At 52.4% G+C, this 20,026-nt stretch carries 19 protein-coding genes, 5 tRNA genes and 2 pseudogenes; 25 read left to right on the forward strand and 1 reads right to left on the reverse strand.

Going from position 1 to position 20,026, the window contains the following annotated elements; translation table 11 throughout:
* Positions 1 to 27 precede the first annotated feature (27 nt).
* The 12 genes and pseudogenes from BMW41_RS11210 to rsmI all read left to right on the forward strand — a co-directional run bounded on the left by BMW41_RS11210 (position 28) and on the right by rsmI (position 6,973).
* A tRNA-Asp gene (locus BMW41_RS11210) sits at positions 28 to 101 on the forward strand.
* Positions 102 to 137: 36 nt separating this feature from the next.
* Positions 138 to 210, forward strand: a tRNA-Val gene (locus BMW41_RS11215).
* A 29-nt stretch (positions 211 to 239) separates the two neighbouring features.
* A tRNA-Thr gene (locus BMW41_RS11220) sits at positions 240 to 312 on the forward strand.
* Positions 313 to 315: 3 nt separating this feature from the next.
* Positions 316 to 397, forward strand: a tRNA-Tyr gene (locus tag BMW41_RS11225).
* A gap of 17 nt (positions 398 to 414) precedes the next feature.
* A tRNA-Met gene (locus BMW41_RS11230) sits at positions 415 to 488 on the forward strand.
* Between the two features lie 332 nt (positions 489 to 820).
* A complete protein-coding gene (locus BMW41_RS11235) occupies positions 821 to 1,840 on the forward strand; it encodes a ComEC/Rec2 family competence protein (protein ID WP_177171228.1) in 1,020 nt (339 codons plus the stop codon).
* Positions 1,841 to 1,861: 21 nt separating this feature from the next.
* Complete coding sequence (locus BMW41_RS11240; RefSeq protein WP_143050863.1) at positions 1,862 to 2,365, forward strand: hypothetical protein; 504 nt, start codon at positions 1,862 to 1,864, stop codon at positions 2,363 to 2,365.
* Between the two features lie 2 nt (positions 2,366 to 2,367).
* Positions 2,368 to 2,964, forward strand: a complete 597-nt coding sequence (locus tag BMW41_RS11245; protein WP_074650165.1) for a guanylate kinase — start codon at positions 2,368 to 2,370, stop codon at positions 2,962 to 2,964.
* An 11-nt stretch (positions 2,965 to 2,975) separates the two neighbouring features.
* Positions 2,976 to 3,965 (forward strand): DNA polymerase III subunit delta', encoded by a 990-nt coding sequence (holB, locus tag BMW41_RS11250; protein ID WP_031473566.1) that lies wholly within the window; start codon positions 2,976 to 2,978, stop codon positions 3,963 to 3,965.
* A gap of 3 nt (positions 3,966 to 3,968) precedes the next feature.
* A pseudogene (locus BMW41_RS15350) lies at positions 3,969 to 4,883 on the forward strand (PSP1 domain-containing protein); the annotation flags it as partial.
* A 476-nt stretch (positions 4,884 to 5,359) separates the two neighbouring features.
* On the forward strand, positions 5,360 to 6,106 hold the full coding sequence (locus BMW41_RS11260; RefSeq protein ID WP_074650175.1) for a tRNA1(Val) (adenine(37)-N6)-methyltransferase: 747 nt from the start codon (positions 5,360 to 5,362) through the stop codon (positions 6,104 to 6,106).
* 21 nt (positions 6,107 to 6,127) lie between these two features.
* Positions 6,128 to 6,973, forward strand: coding sequence for a 16S rRNA (cytidine(1402)-2'-O)-methyltransferase (rsmI, locus tag BMW41_RS11265; protein ID WP_074650166.1), 846 nt, complete (start codon positions 6,128 to 6,130; stop codon positions 6,971 to 6,973).
* Between the two features lie 68 nt (positions 6,974 to 7,041).
* Here the strand turns inward: rsmI and BMW41_RS11270 are convergent, their stop codons facing one another.
* Positions 7,042 to 7,719: a M15 family metallopeptidase gene (locus BMW41_RS11270; protein ID WP_242870345.1), complete on the reverse strand. Its 678-nt coding sequence runs from the start codon at positions 7,717 to 7,719 to the stop codon at positions 7,042 to 7,044.
* Positions 7,720 to 8,156: 437 nt separating this feature from the next.
* Between BMW41_RS11270 and BMW41_RS11275 the strand changes: the two genes are divergently transcribed.
* The 13 genes and pseudogenes from BMW41_RS11275 to BMW41_RS15430 all read left to right on the forward strand — a co-directional run.
* Positions 8,157 to 8,687, forward strand: coding sequence for a prepilin peptidase (locus tag BMW41_RS11275; protein ID WP_074650167.1), 531 nt, complete (start codon positions 8,157 to 8,159; stop codon positions 8,685 to 8,687).
* Positions 8,688 to 8,712: 25 nt separating this feature from the next.
* Positions 8,713 to 9,747 carry a P-loop NTPase family protein gene (locus tag BMW41_RS11280; RefSeq protein WP_207646887.1) on the forward strand — a complete coding sequence of 345 codons (1,035 nt, stop codon included), beginning with the start codon at positions 8,713 to 8,715 and terminating at the stop codon, positions 9,745 to 9,747.
* A 79-nt stretch (positions 9,748 to 9,826) separates the two neighbouring features.
* Positions 9,827 to 11,038, forward strand: a complete 1,212-nt coding sequence (locus BMW41_RS11285) for a TadA family conjugal transfer-associated ATPase (protein WP_074650177.1) — start codon at positions 9,827 to 9,829, stop codon at positions 11,036 to 11,038.
* On the forward strand, positions 10,944 to 11,837 hold the full coding sequence (locus BMW41_RS11290) for a type II secretion system F family protein (protein WP_143050864.1): 894 nt from the start codon (positions 10,944 to 10,946) through the stop codon (positions 11,835 to 11,837). The genes BMW41_RS11285 and BMW41_RS11290 overlap by 95 nt, the downstream gene beginning before the upstream one ends.
* A gap of 140 nt (positions 11,838 to 11,977) precedes the next feature.
* Positions 11,978 to 13,201 (forward strand): type II secretion system F family protein, encoded by a 1,224-nt coding sequence (locus tag BMW41_RS11295; protein WP_051684734.1) that lies wholly within the window; start codon positions 11,978 to 11,980, stop codon positions 13,199 to 13,201.
* Positions 13,202 to 13,217: 16 nt separating this feature from the next.
* Complete coding sequence (locus BMW41_RS11300; protein WP_074650169.1) at positions 13,218 to 13,394, forward strand: Flp1 family type IVb pilin; 177 nt, start codon at positions 13,218 to 13,220, stop codon at positions 13,392 to 13,394.
* Positions 13,394 to 15,328 carry a DUF5702 domain-containing protein gene (locus BMW41_RS14625; protein WP_177171229.1) on the forward strand — a complete coding sequence of 645 codons (1,935 nt, stop codon included), beginning with the start codon at positions 13,394 to 13,396 and terminating at the stop codon, positions 15,326 to 15,328. Before BMW41_RS11300 ends, BMW41_RS14625 begins: the two co-directional genes overlap by 1 nt.
* A gap of 240 nt (positions 15,329 to 15,568) precedes the next feature.
* Positions 15,569 to 16,399: a hypothetical protein gene (locus BMW41_RS11310; protein WP_074650179.1), complete on the forward strand. Its 831-nt coding sequence runs from the start codon at positions 15,569 to 15,571 to the stop codon at positions 16,397 to 16,399.
* A gap of 1 nt (position 16,400) precedes the next feature.
* The gene (locus tag BMW41_RS11315; RefSeq protein ID WP_074650171.1) at positions 16,401 to 16,877 is read left to right on the forward strand and encodes a prepilin peptidase; all 477 of its coding nucleotides are present in this window, start codon (positions 16,401 to 16,403) and stop codon (positions 16,875 to 16,877) included.
* 126 nt (positions 16,878 to 17,003) lie between these two features.
* Positions 17,004 to 17,402, forward strand: coding sequence for a hypothetical protein (locus BMW41_RS11320; protein ID WP_143050866.1), 399 nt, complete (start codon positions 17,004 to 17,006; stop codon positions 17,400 to 17,402).
* A 6-nt stretch (positions 17,403 to 17,408) separates the two neighbouring features.
* A complete protein-coding gene (locus tag BMW41_RS11325) occupies positions 17,409 to 19,019 on the forward strand; it encodes a DUF6382 domain-containing protein (RefSeq protein ID WP_074650173.1) in 1,611 nt (536 codons plus the stop codon).
* Positions 19,020 to 19,197: 178 nt separating this feature from the next.
* Positions 19,198 to 19,617 (forward strand): HIT family protein, encoded by a 420-nt coding sequence (locus tag BMW41_RS11330; protein ID WP_031473596.1) that lies wholly within the window; start codon positions 19,198 to 19,200, stop codon positions 19,615 to 19,617.
* Between the two features lie 186 nt (positions 19,618 to 19,803).
* Positions 19,804 to 20,026: pseudogene (locus BMW41_RS15430) on the forward strand (IS5/IS1182 family transposase); the annotation flags it as partial.

The following is a 20,026-nucleotide window of genomic DNA, read 5'->3' on the forward strand; positions in this document are numbered from 1 at the left end:
GCAGTTTTGAAGGTATATTCCTTCGATGGCCCGGTGGCTCAGTTGGTTAGAGCGCCGCCCTGTCACGGCGGAGGTCATGGGTCCGAGTCCCATCCGGGTCGTTGTTCTGCGACAGCAGGACACATTGTTAAGAATATGGGGTGTTAGCTCAGCTGGGAGAGCATCTGCCTTACAAGCAGGGGGTCATAGGTTCGAGCCCTATACGCCCCATTTCTTCTTTCAAAGACAATTTTATATTCGCCGATATGGCTCAATTGGCAGAGCAGCTGATTTGTAATCAGCAGGTTGACGGTTCGAGTCCGCCTATCGGCTTATGGGCGATTTCCCGAGTGGCCAAAGGGGACAGACTGTAAATCTGCTGCAGATTGCTTCGGTGGTTCGAATCCACCATCGCCCATTTTTTTAATTTAATATCGCGGGGTAGAGCAGTCTGGAAGCTCGTCGGGCTCATAACCCGGAGGCCGCAGGTTCAAATCCTGCCCCCGCAACTTCTTTTGACATCGGATTTACATCCGGTGTTTTTTTAATTTCAGGTGAGAGGTTTTAATGATTTCCGATAATATTTTGACAGAAAATATGCAGGGTTTTATTTAAGAAAGATCCGAGCGGTTATGATATAACAGAATCTGAAAAAATGTGATCACGAAGCGTCGATGGAGGAATACAAGTGCTCGCTTGACCAGCGCTTTTTTGTGACATAACCGTCGCGCAGCGGCAGTTATGTCATGCCGTCTCCATATGAGCGTAAACGCTCGCATGGCTCGTGGCTTATGTGGTATAATGGGAACGTATTTTTGACATGAGAAAGATGAGAAGATCAATGAGTTTTACATACAGAATCCGGAACACCAGAAAACAGTGTATGATTTTTGCAGCGGCTGCCTTTCTGACAGCGGCGGGGATCGGAAGTTCCGTATCCTACGCTGCAAGTGCGCCGGATACCTCGAGCAATGCTGCCGCCATGCAGGTGAATGCACCGGAAAGCAGCGTGAGAGGCGCAGCGATATCGGATACAGAGGAGAATTATCTGAACGGTGCCGAAATCCGTATGATCGAACCGGTCGGAACCGCACAGAATATGTCATTTGTACTGAAAACGGTGGATGGACATGTGATTGTAGTGGACGGAGGCCGCGAAGAGGATGCGGATGCTCTGATTTCCGAGATTCAGTCGATGGGAGGAACCGTTTCGCTTTGGCTGCTGACGCATCCGCATGATGATCATGTCGGCGCGTTGACGGAGATTTTAAACCGCAATCCGATTCCTGTTCAAATTGATCAGATCGCCTATCGTTTTCTGACCAACGATGATTATGAACAGGGCGATAATATGGGCCGTATGGAAAACTATACTTCGATTGCCACGGCGCTCGACCGCATTGACCAGTCGAAGAAAACGATTGTCGGAAAGGGTCAGACGATAACGGTGGGAGACGCCGTCGTTCACGTGCTGAATGATCCGTATGTCTGCAAGGTCAGTACCTTCAATAATGCATCCATTGCCTATCGGATCGATATGGGAGGAAAAAGAATTCTTTTTCTCGGCGATATGGGAAGAGAAGGCGGCAACCATCTTCTGAGCACCTGTACCGGAGCAGAATTGAAGGCGGATATTGTTCAGATGGCACATCACGGGAACCATGGAGTGGGACGGAATTTCTACGAAGCGGTCCGTCCGGAGGTTTGTATGTGGCCGACGCCGTCCTGGCTCTGGAACAATGAAAAAGACGGCATAGCGGGTGCGGGCCGGTATGAGACACCGGTTGTGCGCCGTTGGATGAAAGAACTCGGCGCCAAAAAGAATATCATTTCAAAGGATGGAACCCAGAGCCTGAAGTGATGCACAGGGAGGAACTCGGCGGTGGATAGGGCAGAACTTTTGAATAAGAATGCGATGCTGGCCAGAACCGGTGACGGCTCCGGGTATGAAAATATCTATATTCTCACGGTTGGCGAGACGTATGGGAAAGTACATTCTCTTCAGCTGGAACCGGGAGATGAGGAAGTTCTGATCGAAGAAGTGTATGTCAGTCTCTTTCGGCATGTCCATGAGCTGCCGATGACGGAGGAAGACCTTTCCGGTGCGATCGAGGATGAAATCTACCGATCAGCGGGTCGAATCTTCGGAGAAGAGGTGGCGGACCGTGTGATTACCGGAAGTCCGGTGGAAATGTCGGAAAATATCGCAGCCGCAATTTGGATGCGGATTGAGGACGCCGCCGGAATCCGAAGCGATGAGGATGCGGAGGAAGCGGATTGGAAGATCTGGGCGGTGATTGCCCTGAAGGTGTTCGGCACTTTTCTGATGCTGGTGCTGATTGCGGCGGTGATCTGGTATATCTGGGAACATGCAACGAGGATCTGAAGATGGGAAAAATATATTATCTGATGGGAAAAAGCGCCTGCGGAAAAGACACGCTCTATAAGCGGATTCGCATGGATCTGCCGGAACTTGCCGTGTCCGTCCCATATACCACGCGACCGATGCGCGAAGGTGAGACCGACGGCGTAGAATATCATTTTACGACCGAAGCGGATCTCGATCGGATGCGGAAGGAAGGGCGCGTGATTGAGGCGCGAACATATCAGACGGTAGCCGGTCCCTGGACATATGCGACGGTGGATGACGGATCCTTCGATCGGAAGGGAAAGGATTTTCTGATGATCGGAACGCTGGAATCCTATTGCGCTGTCCGGGATTATTTCCCGGAAGGGGCAGTGATTCCGCTTTATATCGAAGTGGAGGACGGTATCCGTCTGGAGAGGGCGATCCGGCGGGAGAGGGAACAAGAAAAACCGGGATATGCGGAACTCTGCCGGCGGTTTCTGGCAGACGAGCAGGATTTTTCCGAGGAAAATCTCCGAAATGCCGGGGTCACAACATCGTATCCGAATCTGGATTTTGACGCGTGCGCGGAGCGCCTGGAAAGCGTCATTCGAAACGGACGGGCGGATTCGGAATAAGGAGGAGAAACATGGCAGGATTTCACGATATACTGGGACATGATTCCATAAAGGATCATTTCCGGAAAGCAATCGAATACGGAAGAGTTTCACATGCCTACATCCTTGCGGGCGAGCGGGGAATGGGAAAAAAGTCGCTGGCGAAGGCATTTGCCATGACCCTTCTCTGTGAAAAAAGTGATGAGGAACCGTGCATGGAGTGTCATTCCTGCAAACAGATGCTGTCGGACAACCATCCGGATGTCATCTGGGTTACGCATGAAAAGCCGGCATCGATCGGTGTCGATGACATCCGTGTTCAGGTGAACGACACCATTGATATCCGGCCATACAGTTCCGCACATAAGATTTACATCATCGATGAGGCGGAGAAAATGACGGCGGCAGCGCAGAATGCGCTTCTGAAGACAATCGAGGAGCCGCCGGCCTATGCGGTGATCCTTCTGCTCACAACCAATCAGGAGCTTTTTCTTCCGACGATTCTCTCCCGCTGCATTCAGCTGAAACTGAAACCGCTGCAGGATTCCCTGATCGTTCAGTATCTCACGGAGAAAATGAGTCTGAACGAGAACCGGGCCGGCATGGTTGCCGCATTTGCCCGGGGAAATCTCGGACGCGCGGCATCGATTGCCGGATCCGAAGAATTCGCGGAGATGACGGAGACATTGCTTCGGATTTTGAAGAGTATTCATGAGATGGACACCGAAAAGATGCTGGATACCATCCGGATGATGACGGCAGAATTTTCCGATCTGAATGAATGTCTGGATTTCATGCAGCTGTGGTATCGTGATATACTGATGTTCAAAGTCACAAAAGACATGAATACTCTGATCTTCCGGAATGAGTATTCGGCAATATCGAGAATCTGCGCTTCCAGCTCCTATCCCGGACTGGAGCAGGTGCTTGATGCAATCGACAAGGCGAGAGTGCGGCTCGGCGCCAATGTCAATAAGGAACTGGCATTAGAGCTCCTGTTCCTGACGATGAAGGAGAATTGATTTATGATAAAGGTAATCGGGGTTCGGTTCCGCAGCGCGGGAAAAATCTATTTTTTTTCGCCGGGTGAACTGGAGATCAAAAAGGGCGATCATGTGATCGTGGAGACCGCCCGCGGGGTTGAATTCGGAAAGGTCGTTCTGGGCAATCGAGATGTGGAGGAAGAAAAAGTCATCCAGCCGCTGAAACAGGTCATCCGTATGGCAACGCCGGAAGATATCGCAGCGCAGAAGGCACATCGCGAAAAATCGAAGGAAGCGTATAAAATCTGTCAGGAAAAGATCCGCAAACATGAGCTGGATATGAAACTGATCGATGTGGAATATACGTTTGACGGAAACAAGATCCTGTTTTATTTCACGGCAGACGGCCGCGTCGATTTCCGCGAGCTGGTCAAGGATCTGGCTTCCGTGTTCCGCACCAGGATTGAGCTCCGTCAGATCGGTGTCCGCGATGAGACCAAGCTTCTCGGCGGAATCGGTATCTGCGGAAGACCGCTGTGCTGCAACACATTCCTCTCGGATTTTGCGCCGGTTTCCATCAAGATGGCCAAGGAACAGAATCTCTCCCTGAACCCGACCAAGATTTCGGGTGTATGCGGAAGACTGATGTGCTGTCTGAAAAATGAAGAAGAGACATATGAGTACCTGAACAGTAAAATGCCGGCAAACGGCGATTTTGTGACCGCAGCCGACGGAACAAGAGGACAGGTACAGAGTACCAATGTTCTGCGCCAGACCGTCAAGGTGATTGTCAATACCGGAGACGACGAAAAAGAGCTGCGCGAGTATCGGGTGGAAGAACTGAAATTCCGTCCGAAGAGAAAAAAGAATGCGGAAAATGACAGCGATGAGAGCGCTGAGCTTCAGGCGCTGGAAGACGGAGATTTCTCCGGTGCGGAAAAGCAGGGAAGAAAAAAAGAACGCTCAGGCCGCGGAAACCGGGAAGGCCGGGATGGTCAGGAACGGGAAAACCGCGGCAGAGGCGGCCGTGAGAACCGCGAGGAAAAAGATGGACAGGAGCGGGAAAACCGCGGCAAAGGCGGCCGTGGAAATCGTGAGGGCCGTGACGGTCAGGAACGGGAAAACCGCGGTAAAGGCGGCCGGGAAGGCCGTGAGGAAAAAGACGGTCAGGAGCGTGAAAGACGCGGCAGAGGCAGCCGGGAAGGCCGTGAGGGAAAAGATGGTCAGGAGCGCGGAAAAAACCAGCGCCAGAGAGGACGCCGTGACGGTCAGGAACCGGGAAACCGGGAAAACAGCGAAAGACCGGAAGAAAAAACTGCTTCCAATCCCGGAGATTCTGCAACCAACAGCCGTGAACCGGAAAGAGGGACGGAAGAATGACCTTGCAGGACGATCCGGGCAGAACAGAAGACGGACATCCGGTACCGGCAGTCATGCTGGCCAATGATGTTCCGCTCTATGAAGATGAGCTGGTGGATGATCTCCAGCGGAATCATTATCAGATCATCCAGAAGAAAAAAGGCTTTAAGTTCGGCATGGATGCCGTTCTGCTCTCCGGCTTTGCGAAAGTGAACGACGGAGAGAGAGCCATCGATCTCGGAACCGGGACCGGAATTATCCCGATTCTTCTGTCGGCAAAGACGGAGGGAAAGCATTTTACCGGTCTTGAGATTCAGGAAGATATCTGTGAGATGGCACAGCGAAGCGTGCGGCTGAACGGAATCGGAGAGCGGGTGGAGATTCTCCGCGGCGATATCAAAGAGGCGTCAAAACAGTTCGGTGCGGCGTCATTTGAGGTCGTGACCTCCAATCCGCCGTATATGAATGACAGTCACGGACTGAAGAATCCGAATCTGCGAAAGGCGATCTCCCGCCATGAGGTGCTCTGCACTCTGGACGATGTGTGCCGGGAGGCGGCAAAACTGCTGGTTCCGGGCGGCCGGTTCTATATGGTTCACCGCCCGCACCGGATTGCGGAGATCATTACGGCGCTGAAACAATACCGGCTTGAGCCGAAGCGGATGAAATTCGTTCATCCGTTTTCGGACCGCGATGCCAACATGGTTCTGATAGAAGCCGTGAGGGGCGGAAACCCGATGGTAAAGTTGGAAGCACCGATCATTGTTTACAAATCCCAGGGTGTATACACCGATGAGATTTATGAGATTTACGGATACTGAAAACCATGTTGGAGGAATATGATGGCTGGAAAACTGTTTCTTTGCGCGACACCGATCGGCAATCTGGAGGATATCACGCTGCGGGTTCTGGATACACTCAGGTCCTGTGATCTGATCGCAGCGGAGGATACCCGGCATACCATCGGACTTCTCAACCATTTTGAGATCAAAAAGCCCATGACCAGCTATCATGAGTTCAACAAAGTGGATAAAGCGCGGGTTCTTGTGGAAAAGATGCAGGAAGGTGTGAATATCGCCCTGGTAACGGACGCCGGAACACCGGGAATTTCGGATCCGGGAGAAGAGCTCGTGCGGCAGTGTGTGGAAGCGGGAGTGGAAGTTACATCGCTTCCGGGACCGGCGGCATGCATTACGGCACTGACACTGTCCGGTCTGGCGACCAGGCGGTTCTGCTTTGAGGCGTTTCTCCCGATGGACAAGCAGGACCGAGCGTGGGTTCTGAAGGAACTGCAGAGGGAGACCCGCACGATCATCCTGTATGAAGCACCGCATCGCCTGATCCGCACCCTGAAGGAACTGCGGGATGCCCTCGGAGAGAACCGGCGGATATCCCTGTGCAAAGAGCTGACAAAGATCCATGAGACGGCATTTCGCACGACCATCGGCGAAGCGCTGGACTACTACGGGGAAAATGATCCCAGGGGCGAGTTTGTCCTTGTGATCGAGGGAAAGCCGATCGAGGAGATCCTTCAGGAAGACAGCGCAAAATGGAACTCCATGACGATTCCGGAGCACATGGAATTCTATATGAGCAAGGGAACTCCGAAAAAAGAGGCGATGAAACTGGTGGCGGCGGACCGCGGAATTTCCAAGAGAGAAGTCTATGCGGCAATGTTGGAAGAGTGATCGCAGACGCCAGAACATCGCGGACTCCGGTTTGGAAAGATACATTCGGACGGCGAAAGTCCTGAGGGTTATCGTTTCAGGTATTCCGAGGAAACCGGAAAATCAAAATAGGTGTCCGGGTAAGGTTCATTTTTCAGCGTGAAATGCCACCATTCGCAGTCCAGAGTGGAAAAGCCGTTCCGGACCATGGCATTCTGTAGAATCATACGGTTTTCAATCTGTTCATCCGTGATGTTCCGATAATCAATATGAGAAGCTTCGCTGAAGAGATCAAACGGACTTCCCATATCCAGTTCTTTTCCTGTCTTCATGTCCAGCAGAGTCGCATCGATCGTGCTTCCGCGGCTGTGGCTGGACTGTTTGGCAATGTAGCCTTTGGAAAACAGTTCCTGTTTTTCCAGATCCGGGTAAAAATACGGTTTCATCCGGATATCCTGATCTTCAATTCCCCAGAAAATAAAATGTTTTACGGCGCGGGCCGGACGATAGGCGTCAAACACTTTCAGGCGGTATCCTTTGACGGACAGCTCGGTGTTTGCGGTTTTCAGGGCCCGGGCCGCTTCTTTGGTGAGGAGCGCGCACGGTTCTTCGTAGCCGTCGATCCGGTCACCGACAAAATTATATGTGGAATAATAGCGTATCTCCTGGATGATGCCCGGAACAAGATCGGCCAAAAGGACGAAGCCGGACGGATCCATCGTTTCATTTTTATAATCAGCTCGCATCGTTAAAACCTCAATTATCATTTTTATGATGCTATTGTAACGGGTAAATTTTTTCTTTTCAAATCATTCCGGAGACAATCGGAAAATTGGATACAACCAAACTGATTTAACGAGGGAAGAACGATACTTCGATGCATTGGTAAAAGCGGAAATCAAGACGGAATATTTCTGAAAAGGAAAGGGCGAAAAGAAGAAATAACGGTTTATTTTCGGGATAACGCTGAAAAGGAAAAAGGGACTTGCGCCCTGAAAAAAACGTAAATATAATTTAGACATCCTGAACGGAAGCAATCTGAAAGGCAGAGTTCTCCGGCGGTTCTTCGCCGATTCTGTCCGGCAGTTCAGGTCTTGGTGAATCAGAACAGGCTTTTCAAAAAGCCCGGACTGATTCCATATCGATCGGGTTTCACCGAACGTTCAAGAAGAAGTAAGAAGATTCAAGAAGATGAGGAATCAATATGGGTTTACGATGGACGATCCTGCTGGCGGTCTGTGCGGCGGGGGCGGTCAGCGACCTCAAAAAAGGAATAATACCGAACCGGATCCTTTTGACCGGCTTCGCCGCTGAGGCAGCAGGACTCCTGTGGACCGAGCCGCTGATCACTTTGGGAGCAGAAGAGGCAAAACTGTGTTTTATCACGATCGGAACCATGGTTCTGTTCAGCCCGCTGTTTTTTTTGGATCTGTGCGGCGCCGGGGATGTGAAACTTGCGTCACTGATCTTTGGCAGCGTCGGAATGTATGAGGGACTCCGGGTATTGTTCTGGGGCGGGCTTCCCGCCGCAGTCTGGTCGCTGGGAGTGATGCTCTCCCATGGGATACTCCGGCAGAGAATTCAGTGGGTGTATGAGTATCTGAGAACATGGATGATATGCGGGCGTCCGGCGGCATATCCGGTCGGAATAACGGACCGGAACACCGGGACGGCAATCCGGCTTGCACCATTTCTCTTGATTGGCGTTCTCTGGGAGATGCTGTTCGGCGGATGACAGGAGGGATAGTATGCGCAGGATTATGGCAATTTATGACCCGGATGAAGATTATGCGTATCGGTTTGCAGAGATCATCAACCGGAGGGAGCGGATGCCGTTTGAGGTGATCGCCTTTCCTTCTCTGGAGAGTCTGGAACGCTATGCAAAGGAAAATAACGTTGCGGTTCTCATGGCGGGCGGAAAGGCAGATCACAGCCGGGTGAGGGCTATCCGGGCGGAAAAAAGGGTCTGGCTGGAGGACGGCCGGTCGCTGGCAAAAGATGCGGACAGTATGAGCATTTACAAATACCAGTCCAGCGACAGTATTATCCGAGAGGTAATGAGTGAGTATTGTGATTCGGAGGAGATTACATCGGAGGACGGAATCCGGGGAAAAGCAGAGATTCTGGGCGTTTATTCACCGGCGGAAACGGGCCTTCGGGATGCATTTGCCGTGACGCTCGGGCGTATTTTTTCTCAGCGGACACCGTCTCTGTACATCAGTTTGGAGGAATTTTCCGGGATGGGGATTCTCACCGGAGATGAGTTTAGGGAGGATCTGTCGGATCTGCTCTACTATTACGGTGCGGGATCATACAGCAATGTGCGTCTCGGAAGTATTGTCCACTCTCTGAACGGACTGGATTTTGTGCCGCCGGTGCGATGCCCGTCGGATCTCGATCTGTCGAGCGAGGGAATTATCCCCGGACTGATCGGAACGATCGCGAGTGAAAGCACCTACCGGAAGATTATTCTGGATCTCGGCAGATGCCGGAAGGTGACGCCGAAGATTCTTGCCATGTGCGCCAAAGTCTATATGCCGTTAGCAAAAAACGGTCTTTCTGGGGCAAAAACGGGAGAATTTGAGGAATATCTGAAAAACACCGGGGACAGCAGCATTCTGGACCGTGTACAGAAGGTCTATCCGCCGACGGAACTTCCGTCCGTGAGCAGAGGATATTTTGACCAGCTTCTGTGGGGACCGATGGGCCGGTATATCCGTGGACTGGTGATGGGAGGAGCGTATGAAGAAGAGGAAAACAGGGGAAACGGATATGCGGGAGAATGCGTCGGATGAATGGGAAATGGATAACAACCGGACGGGAAGCCTTTCGGAGCGGATCCGGGACGATATCGAGATACGGCTGCATGACCGCATGGCCGTTTCGGATGAAGAACTGGCCGAACTGATCGACGACCGGATCCGGGAGCACTCCAGGGAGGGAATCCTGAATCTGGAGGACCGGCTCCGGCTTCGCAAGGAATTGTTCGATTCGTACCGGAAACTGGGGGTTCTGCAGGATCTGGTGGATGACCCGAATGTCACGGAGATCATGGTCAACGGATATGACTGTATTTTCTTTGAAAAGCGTGGCAGAATCACGCTTTGGGACCGGAAATTCCGGTCAGAGGAGGAACTGGAAGATCTGATTCAGCAGATTGTGGGCCGCGTCAACCGGACAGTCAATCTCGCATCACCGATCGCGGATGCCCGTCTGGAAGACGGATCCCGTGTTCATGTGGTACTGCCGCCGGTATCCATCGACGGCGCATCCCTGACCATCCGAAAGTTCCCGGAGAGTTTCGACATGAAAAAACTCATCGCAAAGGCTTCTCTGACGGAGGAAGCGGCGGAGTTTCTTCAGGTTCTTGTCCGCAGCGGATACAACATTTTCATCAGCGGCGGAACCGGAAGCGGAAAGACGACATTTCTCAATGCACTTTCCGGTTTTATCCCGGCATCGGAGCGTGTGATTACTATCGAGGATTCTGCGGAGCTTCAGATTCAGCATGTCAAAAATCTGATCCGGCTGGAGACAAGAGAAGCGACCCGGGACGGTGCGGAAGCGGTCACGATGCGGGATCTGATTCGGGCCAGTCTTCGTATGAGGCCGGACCGGATCATTGTGGGTGAGATCCGCGGCGCGGAGGCACTGGATATGCTGCAGGCGATGAATACCGGACATGACGGATCACTGTCGACCGGACATGCGAACAGTGCGGCGGATGCCCTGATCCGTATTGAGACTATGGTTCTGACCGGGGAAGGCGGACTGCCGCTTGCGGCGATCCGTCGGCAGATTGCCTCGGCAATTGATCTGATTATACAGATTGCAAGGCTCCGGGACCGCTCGAGACGGGTAATGGAGATTACGGAGGTGACCGGATATGAAAATGGTGAAATTACGCTTTCACCAATCTTCCGATTTGAGGAAGAGGGATGGGAAGAAGCAGGTGCCGGGGAACGGAAAAACAAAAAAAGAAAGGAACCTTTTGCGGACGGGATTCACGTGGAAGGAACGCTTCGGAAAGTGGGGGAACTTAAAAACCGCCGGAAGCTTCTTCTCAGCGGAATCTGCACCGGATAACGGGGGCGGAGGGAGAAAGAGAAAGACGGAAGGAGCGGAGAATGCACCGCCGGATTACCGGGTATACCGGCTGAGTCCTCGGGAATGGATTTCCTATCTTCTTCAGGGAGCAGCGGCTTGTGCATTGATTTCCTATGTGTTCTACCGGTCCGTTCCGGTATTTGGCATTCTTCTTCCGCTGTCGGTCCTTCGGCCGCTGTTCGCGGCAAAGACACTCGGGAAAGCGCGCAGAGACCGGCTCCGGTTGGAGTTTCGGGAGGGAATCGGGGCGATCGCTTCCGCGCTGGAAACCGGTGCCTCTCTGGAAAACGCCTTTTCACTGGCAGCAGAAGATATGAAGGAGATCTACGGGGAAGACGGAATGATTGCGGGAGAATTTTACAGAATATCCCGTCAACTTCGAATGAATCGGACGGTGGAGACACTGGTGGAGGGATTTGCGGAGCGAAGCGGCGTGGAGGAGATCCGGAGTTTTGCGGAGATTCTTGCGATTTCCAAGCGGAGTCAGGGAGGAACCGCGCAGATCATCGCCCATGTATCCGGAGTGATCAGCGGACGGATCCGGGTGAAGGAAGAGATTGAAAACATGACGGCGGAAAAACGATTTGAACAGAAGATTATGAATCTGATTCCGTTCGGCATTGTGATCTACATCGATTTCACGTCGCCGGGTTTCTTTCAGGTGATGTACACGACCGTCGCCGGCAGAGTCGTGATGACGATCTGCCTTATCGTCTACGCGGTCAGCTGGATGATCTCGGACAGGATCCTCCGGGCGGGACAGGCAAAGTGCGCGTAAAGGAAAGCGTCAGAGCGAATGAACGCCGGCTGTACATGTCTGTGGCGGAAAAGTGACCGGTCAGAGACAGAACAAAGAAAAATGAACGGATCGATCGGGAAAAAACGGTATGAAAAAGAGAAAAAGCGGGAGGAGAGAAGGTGAAGATTCCGAAAGCGAAAGTCGGCATTGACCGGCGGCAGCTGATCGCCGCCGGCGCGGGAATTCTGCTCGGAGCAATGATGTGCGTGGTTTCATCCGCGGAGGATCATTCCGGAATCCGTTCGTTTCACCGGAATCTGTACGGCGGCAGCGGGCGGGATGAGGAGGTTATCGTCTCCGGCCTGACGGATAAGGATGAAACGATGACCATTCATGTCGCGGAACGGGCGTACAGCAAAGAGGAGGCATACCGGGCGATGGAAGAGGCAGCGAAGATGCTGCCGGAGCTGATGCGGGGAAAGAATCCGGGTCTTTCGGAGGTGAGCGGCCCGCTGAATCTGCCGGAACGTCTTCCGGATTCGGGAATCCGTCTGGACTGGATTCCCGATGATCCCGATCTGATCCGTTTTGACGGGGAAGTGGACCGGAAGCACATAAAGGGGAAAATGGAGACCGGAATCACTGCATCGATGGAGGCAGAAGATTACAGCAGCCGGTTTTATTATCCGATCACCCTTGTGGAATCTCAGCAGACGGATGGAGAGAAACTGCGCAGCGGGTTGGAGCAGCAGCTGGAAACGGAAGATGAACGGCAGAAAACAGAGGAACACTTTCAGCTTCCGGAGGAATACGAGGGAAAGCCGATCGTATTTCGAAAGCCGGAGGATCGTTCCTGGGCGGCATTTCCGCTGCTCGGATTTCTTGCCGCAATGGCGATACCGGCGCTGGATCGTCAGAAAAAACAGGAACAGGAGAAAAAACGGGGAATCCGGCTTCAGGAAGACTATCCGGAGATTGTATCGAGACTGGTGGTTCTCTCCGGGGCCGGGCTTCCAGTGATACGGGCCTGGGAAAAGATTGTCCGGGATTATGAGAAGACGGAAAAAGAACGGCCGGCCTATGAGGAGATGGCGAAGACCTGGCATCAGATGGAACGGGGGATGCCGGCCGGAAAGGCGATGGAACTGTTCGGCGCAAGATGCGGTGAGCTTTCATACCGTCGTCTGATCGGACTTCTGCGCCAGAATATCCGAAACGGTTCCGGGCAGTTCCGGGAGGCATTGGAGAACGAGATGGAAAGAGCATTTGAAGAAGAGCGGAATATGAGCCGCAAGAGAGGAGAAGAGGCGTCGACGAAGCTTCTTCTGCCGCTGATTTTAATGCTGATGATTGTCATGGTAATGGTGTCGGTTCCCGCATTTTTAACATTTACGGCAGGCTGACAGAAAGGAGAAGAGTATGATTCGTGAGATGTTCTGGGAGTTTTGGGATGATGAGAGAGGTGTCGGTGTGATCGAGCTTGTACTGATTCTGGTTGTCCTGATCGGCCTGGTTATTCTTTTTAAAAAGAATATCACCATGCTGCTGGAAAACATTTTTAACCAGATCAACAATTCCAGCAAGCAGGTATACTGATGCGCAGGCAAATGCCGGCGTCGGTAACCGTATTTCTCGCCATGGTCTTTGTTCTGATGCTGTCGCTGCTCGGCGGACTTTTTGAGTCGGTCCGGGCAGCAGGAGCGGGGACTTATGTGCAGACAGCACTCGATGCCTCTGCGGATTCCGTCATGAGCCGTTATGACCGCAAGGTCTTTGATCATTACCGGATTTTTCTTCTGGAGGAACCGACGGGGGAAATCCGGGATCAGATCCGGAAAAACATGCTGACCTATCTTAAGGATGCACCGTTCTATCCGGTATATTCGCCGGAACTCTCCGTCAGTCCCGAGGTGAAACTGACGGATCGGGATGGGAAGCCGTTTGAAGATCAGGCGGCGGCTTATATGAAATTTGCGGTCATCCCGGAGCTTCCGAAAGCGGAGGAGGCGGTGGAACAGGCAAAAGCGGCGCGCAGCGGGGAACAGTTCGGTGAACTCGGCCGGGAGTTTAATTTTTCCGGAGGCGATGTGGTCCGGTTGGAAGAGGCGCTGGACCGGATTGGAGAATCCAGACAGAAACAGCTGGATCTTATGGCAGAGGGCGATCGGGCTCTGGACGGCGGCGATGGCGATGGATTTCGGGCATCAACAGAGGAACTTCTGCGGGAGCTGAGGCGAATGCCGGGGCTGGCTGCAGATTATGAGAAAAAGGCGGACCGGCTCGGAGAACAGGTAAAAAAAGCGGGAGAATCCTATGAAAAACGGAGGGAGGACATGGATGATACCGCGAGAGCGCATGCGGAGGAACAGCTCAGCCTGTACCGGAGTTATACGGAAGCCGGCGGTGCAGTCCGGGAATCGGTCAGGGAGTCGGTGAGAAAGGCGGAAAAGAACACGGAGACGGCCGAACGGGCACTGGACCGGGCCGATGAGGTTGAGGAACTGATCGAGCGGCTGGAAGAGGCCTTTGACGACGAGGAGGACGACGCGGATGAACTGGAAGCGAGAATCGAAGCTCTTTGGAGGAGTATTCGATCGATTACTGCCGGATATCAGAAGGAACACCCCTGGGATAAGGGAAAACGGGACCGGAAAAAACTGTCGCTTTTGGAACGCGTGGCAGACCTGACGGAGGAGGGAATCTTCCATCTCTGCCTTCCGGAGTCGGATTCTGTCTCTTCTGTGCGGGCGGACAGCAGAAACTGGCCTTCCAGTCAAAGAGAAAAAGGGTCTGTTTCCGGCCTTATGCCGGGAGAGGGGGTCGGTTTTCTTCCTGCCGAGGCAATCGGAAAGATTCTTCTGGACGAGTACGGAATGCATTTTTTTACCGATTATCTCGGGGGAGGAGAAGCACGGGGCGAGATTCCGGACGGAGGGTTTACCTGTGAAAAGGAATATCTTCTGGTTGGAGGTGAAACAGATCGGGAAAATCTGCGCGGAACCGTCATGCGTCTGTTTGCTCTGCGGCAGGGAATGAACCTTCTGACGGTTCTCGGAAGCAGCAGTATGAAGGCAGAGGCCAGAGCCGCAGCGGCATCCATTGTCGGCGCATCCGGCGGAGTGCTGACACCGCTGGCGGCGGTGGTTTATGGGCTGATTCTGACCGTCTGGTCGGCGATGGAGTCGGTAGCGGATGTAAGAGTGCTGTTGAAGAACGGAAAAGTCCCGCCGGTGAAAGAATCGGGAGACTGGAAGGTGTCTCTTACGGGGATTTTGAAGCAGGGTACGGGAGTTTTGGACAACGTAACAATGTCGGAAAAAGGACTGAATTATTCGGAATGGATCCGGATTCTTATGCTGGTAACCGGAAAACGGGAACTTCGATTCCGAATGATGGATATGATACAGAAAAATCGTGACAAATTAGGCAATCCGGTTCACTTAAATAACGGAATAGTGCGCATAAGAGCGGAATATTCCGGCCAGGGCATGCTGATTCCGGTAAAGAGGCGAACCGTACGGGAATATTGAAAAAATTGGTATCCGGCAGCGGCAGCAGGACAGGACCGAACCGCAAAATCATATTTTGGAACTACCGTTCAGGTTAAAAACGTGCCTCTCCAAGTACAGTTCAGCCGCATTGCGATCGTTCAAAAAGGTGGTTCGGACGTCCTGTCCTGCTGCCGCTGCCGGATGAACGAATTTCTGATTGTAAAAACAGGAACAACGACCATGGACAGAAGCAGGAATGGGATACATGCCGGTTTAGCGATGAAGCGGAAACTTTGCGCAAGCCTGACCGTGGAGGCGGCTATGGCATTTGCATTGTTTTTATTTGCAGTGATCGCGATGGCTCTTCCGATGGATATGCTGAACACGCATCGGCGTGTCGAATTCGTTCTGGAACAGACGGCCCGTGAACTGAGCCAGAATGCGTATCTTCTGCACGGCGGGAGAACACAGGATGATCCGGGACAGGAGCGGGAAGAACAAATCAGGGAACGGAGTGATACCTCGCTTTTGTCCATCGTGGAAGATGCGGCAGTTCAGGCATATCTATACACCGCAATACCGAAGAAGAGCGGGAATCATCGGATCGAGGCGCTGGATCTGACGAAATGTCATCTCACAAAAGACGGGGAATGGATCGATCTGAAAGCAACCTACCGATACCGGATCCCATTTGGGATCTTTCCGAATCTGTCCGTTCCGTTTTCTGCCAGGAGCCGGCATCGCGGATGGATCGGGTCGGACCCGAAGCGGGACAAGACGGGGGAAGACTCGGAGGAAGACAGGATCGTCTATGTAGGGAGAGACAGCACCAGATATCATCTTTCACCGCGATGTCATTATCTGAATCATGAACTGAAGCCGGTTTCCAGAAACGAACTGGAGACCGCACGGTCCGGGAGCGGTTCGCCGTACCGGCCCTGTGATATCTGCGGGAAAAAGAGTTCGTCCGGAACCGTCTATATTTTGCCGAACGGAGAAAAATATCATACCGATCCGGACTGTTCTTCTCTGAGAAGTTATATTCGGGAAGTCTGGCTGTCGGAAGTCCGGGAGCTGGGCGCCTGCAGCTACTGCGGCGGGGGGAAATAACATGACAACAATGGTCAGAATGATATATTTTGTGATCCTTGGATGGATGGCCATATCGGACTTGCGGACAAAAACCATTCCGATCTGGGCACCGTGGATCATGGGAATTACCGGGCTGCTTTTTTGCACCGCACCGGGGCTGATTGAGAATCCGGCATGTTATGCGGGAGAAGAAGGCTTTTGGCAGCTTTTTCTCCGGTTTTTGCCGGGACTTGCTGCTCTGATTCTTTCGCTTCTGAGCAGAGAATCCATCGGCCGGGGTGACGGAGGCATACTTCTTTCGCTGGCGTTCTGGTTGGATGCGGGAGATCTCTCCCGCATCGCGCTGGCGGCTGCCGCATTCTGCGGAATATACGGGATGCTGCTTTGCGGGTGGTCAATTCTTGGCGGAAGAGGCATTGCCGGCATACGAAAGAGAAGAATTCCATATCTGCCGTTTTTGTGCGCGGCATCGGTCTTTTTTCAGGGAAGCATTTGACGAGAGGAGAAAACAGAGGACGCGGCGGTGGATCGGAAGAAAGGTCGGAAGAAGAATCGGAACAGAAGAATCGGAGCAGTGGGATTGGAACCGCGGGATTGGAGCAGTGGAATCGGAGCGAAGACAATGACAGAAAAAAGATTGAAAGCCAGTTTTTCCGTGGAAGCCTCACTGGTGATCTCACTGACGCTTCTTTTTTTCGCGGTTTTGATGAACGGCATCCTGGGGATACACCGGCGTTCGGTTGAGGAAATGATTCTGGCGGAAGGAGTAGAGAAAAATGCAGTATTTGAAGAAACGGCGGAATTGGAGGAAGGACGGACAAGAAAAGACGTCACCGAGTCGGAAAATGCGAAGGTTCACTGCTTTTATGGATGCGGCGGGGCAGAGATCACGTATGGGAGAAGGGGATTGTTTCATGTCGTCGGCAATGTACGGGATCAGCATGAGATAGAGATTTCCATGCGGATATACGACCCGGAGAATATGCTGAGGCTTCAGACAGCGATACTGAAAGGGCGGTGACACGGATTGGAAGTTCGTTATCAGCGGGAAATGACGCACAACTACATGATGATACGAGCGGAAAAACCGGAATGGAGTGAGAATTACACCTGTCATATGATGGAGGAAAACGCGATTCCGGGTCTTTTGGCTTTTCAGACAAGACACACCGGACAGGGCGTGGATTTCTATTATGAGATTACGTCCAGACAGCCGTTAAACCGGATATTTGAGCGAAAGAAACCGGACGGGGAAACCATACGGAAGGTGATTTCCCAGATTCTGGATACTCTCTGGGTGTTGGAGGATTATCTGCTGGTTGAAGAGGGACTGGTGATGGATGCGTCCTACATCTACGCGGATCCGGATACCATGGAGATTCGTCTGTGCTTTGTGCCGGGGCTCTATATGAATTTCGCGGAGAAAATGAAAGATTTTCTGCGTTGGATCATGGAGCGGGCGGATCATCGGGATTCCAGAGCGGTGATGCTTTCCTATGATCTGTATGAAGCCAGTCTGCGGGAAAATTATGGAGCGGAAGATCTGCGGCGGTGTCTGAACGGAAACCGGAGCAGCATTTTCTGTGAAAAGGAAGGCGGAATGCATACCGATTGTGACGGAAAGCATTCGGGAACCGATGGATACTGTGCGGTCTGTGAGAAAAAAACGGGAAGTGCTCATGGACAGGAAGGGAGCCGAGCGTTGCCGGATTATCCGGCTGGACCGGGGAGCCGACCGGATTTTCTGGAAAACGGATCCGTAAAAGTCCGAAAGGCCGGCAGAACCGGACAGGAAGACAGCAGTCCGGCGGTATGGAAAAAGGGAATCGTTTCGGGCAGTACAAATACGGATCGGATCACTCCGATTATCTCTTCGGAATGGAGAAAAACAGCAGGGAACCGTTTTCCGACGATTTATCTGGCGGCCGGTTTTGCGCTGGAACTTGTTTTGTGGTTTGCCACCGGATTTCGCGGTCAGGGATTCTATGCAGGGATTTTCTGCGCCGTGATGACGGTGATCCTGATCGTGTTCCGGCTTACGGCTTCCGGGAAGGCGGAGCCGGCGGCGGAGGAAGAAGATACGGCATACGGGGAGATGACGGAAGCCGAACCGGGATACGAATGGGAAAGAGAGACGGCGAGGAAGATAGAGTGGTCTTCCTCCGATATGTATGAAAACCCCGTAAGATACGAACGGAGAAGTCAGGAGGAACTGCCGGCGGAGGATCGAATCCGAAACGAAACCATGGAACGGACGGAGATGCCGGAAAGAAAGCAGCCGGAGACAGTGCCGGACGGTCCGTATGCGGAACTGATTCCGGATCCGGCAAATGACAGTGCAGCGTCGGATTATGAGGAAATCAAGATTCCGTATACACCGTTTTTTGTCGGTCAGAATCCGGATCTGACCGACTGCTGCATTCCGGATGAGTTGGTCAGTCCGCTACATCTGCGGTTTGATCAGGATGAACGGACCGGGGAGTATACGGTTACGGATCTGAATTCCGAGAACGGGACATTTGTTGACGGAAAAATGCTCGGCACCAATGAACAGGAGCTTCTCCGTGATGGTGACCGGCTTCGGATTGCCGGGCTGGAATATCGTTTTGCCGTCAAAAACGGACCGGTTGTGATGTGAACGGCTTGTGCTGTTTCGTGGTTTAACAGGCTCGAATCGTCTGTTATCACGAAGCGTCGCCGGATGAGAACAAGTGCTCGCGCGGCTCATGCTTTTCGTAGTATAATGTTTTCGAAAATATTCCCGCGAAGGATACGGAATACCGCAGCGGGGAGATCAGAACAGGGAGGGCCGACGAATGACTGACAAAGACTGTATCTTCTGTAAGATTGCAAACGGAGAGATTCCGTCTGCAAGTGTCTATGAGGATGAAAATTTCCGTGTGATTCTGGATATGGGACCGGCAGCGAAGGGACATGCGCTGATTCTGCCGAAGAATCATTTCAAGGATCTGAATGAACTGGATGAAGCCACTGCGGCGAAGGTGCTTCCGCTTGCGGGAAGGATCGGCGCGGCGATGAAGAAGTCGCTGGGCTGTGCGGGATATAACGTGGTTCAGAACAACGGCGTGGAAGCAGGCCAGACAGTTTTCCATTTCCATGTTCATGTCATCCCGAGATATGAGGGCGGACCGAAGATGGTTGAATGGGAACCGGGATCATCGACTCCGGAAGGACTGGCGGAGACCGCAAAATCCATCGCACAGGGTTTAAACTGAGCGGATACGAAATCAAAATAAGTTGAAATGTCTGGGAGGAAAGCCGTTGATTCAGCGGCCGGATCAGACACAATAGAGTGAGCAAAGGGGCTGGCGCACTAACTCAAGTTAGTGCGTCGGCCCTTTTCCTGTAAAAAGAATTCAGCCGGGCTCCAAAGAGCCCGGCTGATGGTGTAAAATATAGTTATGCGACTAACCAACATTTTACAGGGTGATTATAGCAAAATCACTGTATATTATCAAATCAAGCTTCCGCTTGAACTAGAACACATGATACCGGCAAATGATTCGGTTCGCCTTCTGAGCGCATTCGTGGAGGGAATGGATCTTTCGGATCTATACACTACTTATGATAGAATCCGGAAAAATCAGGCGTCACCGAGACAAATGCTCAAGATCATGATCTACG

The organism is [Clostridium] aminophilum (genome assembly GCF_900101295.1).
GTDB lineage: Bacteria > Bacillota > Clostridia > Lachnospirales > Lachnospiraceae > Clostridium_R > Clostridium_R aminophilum_A.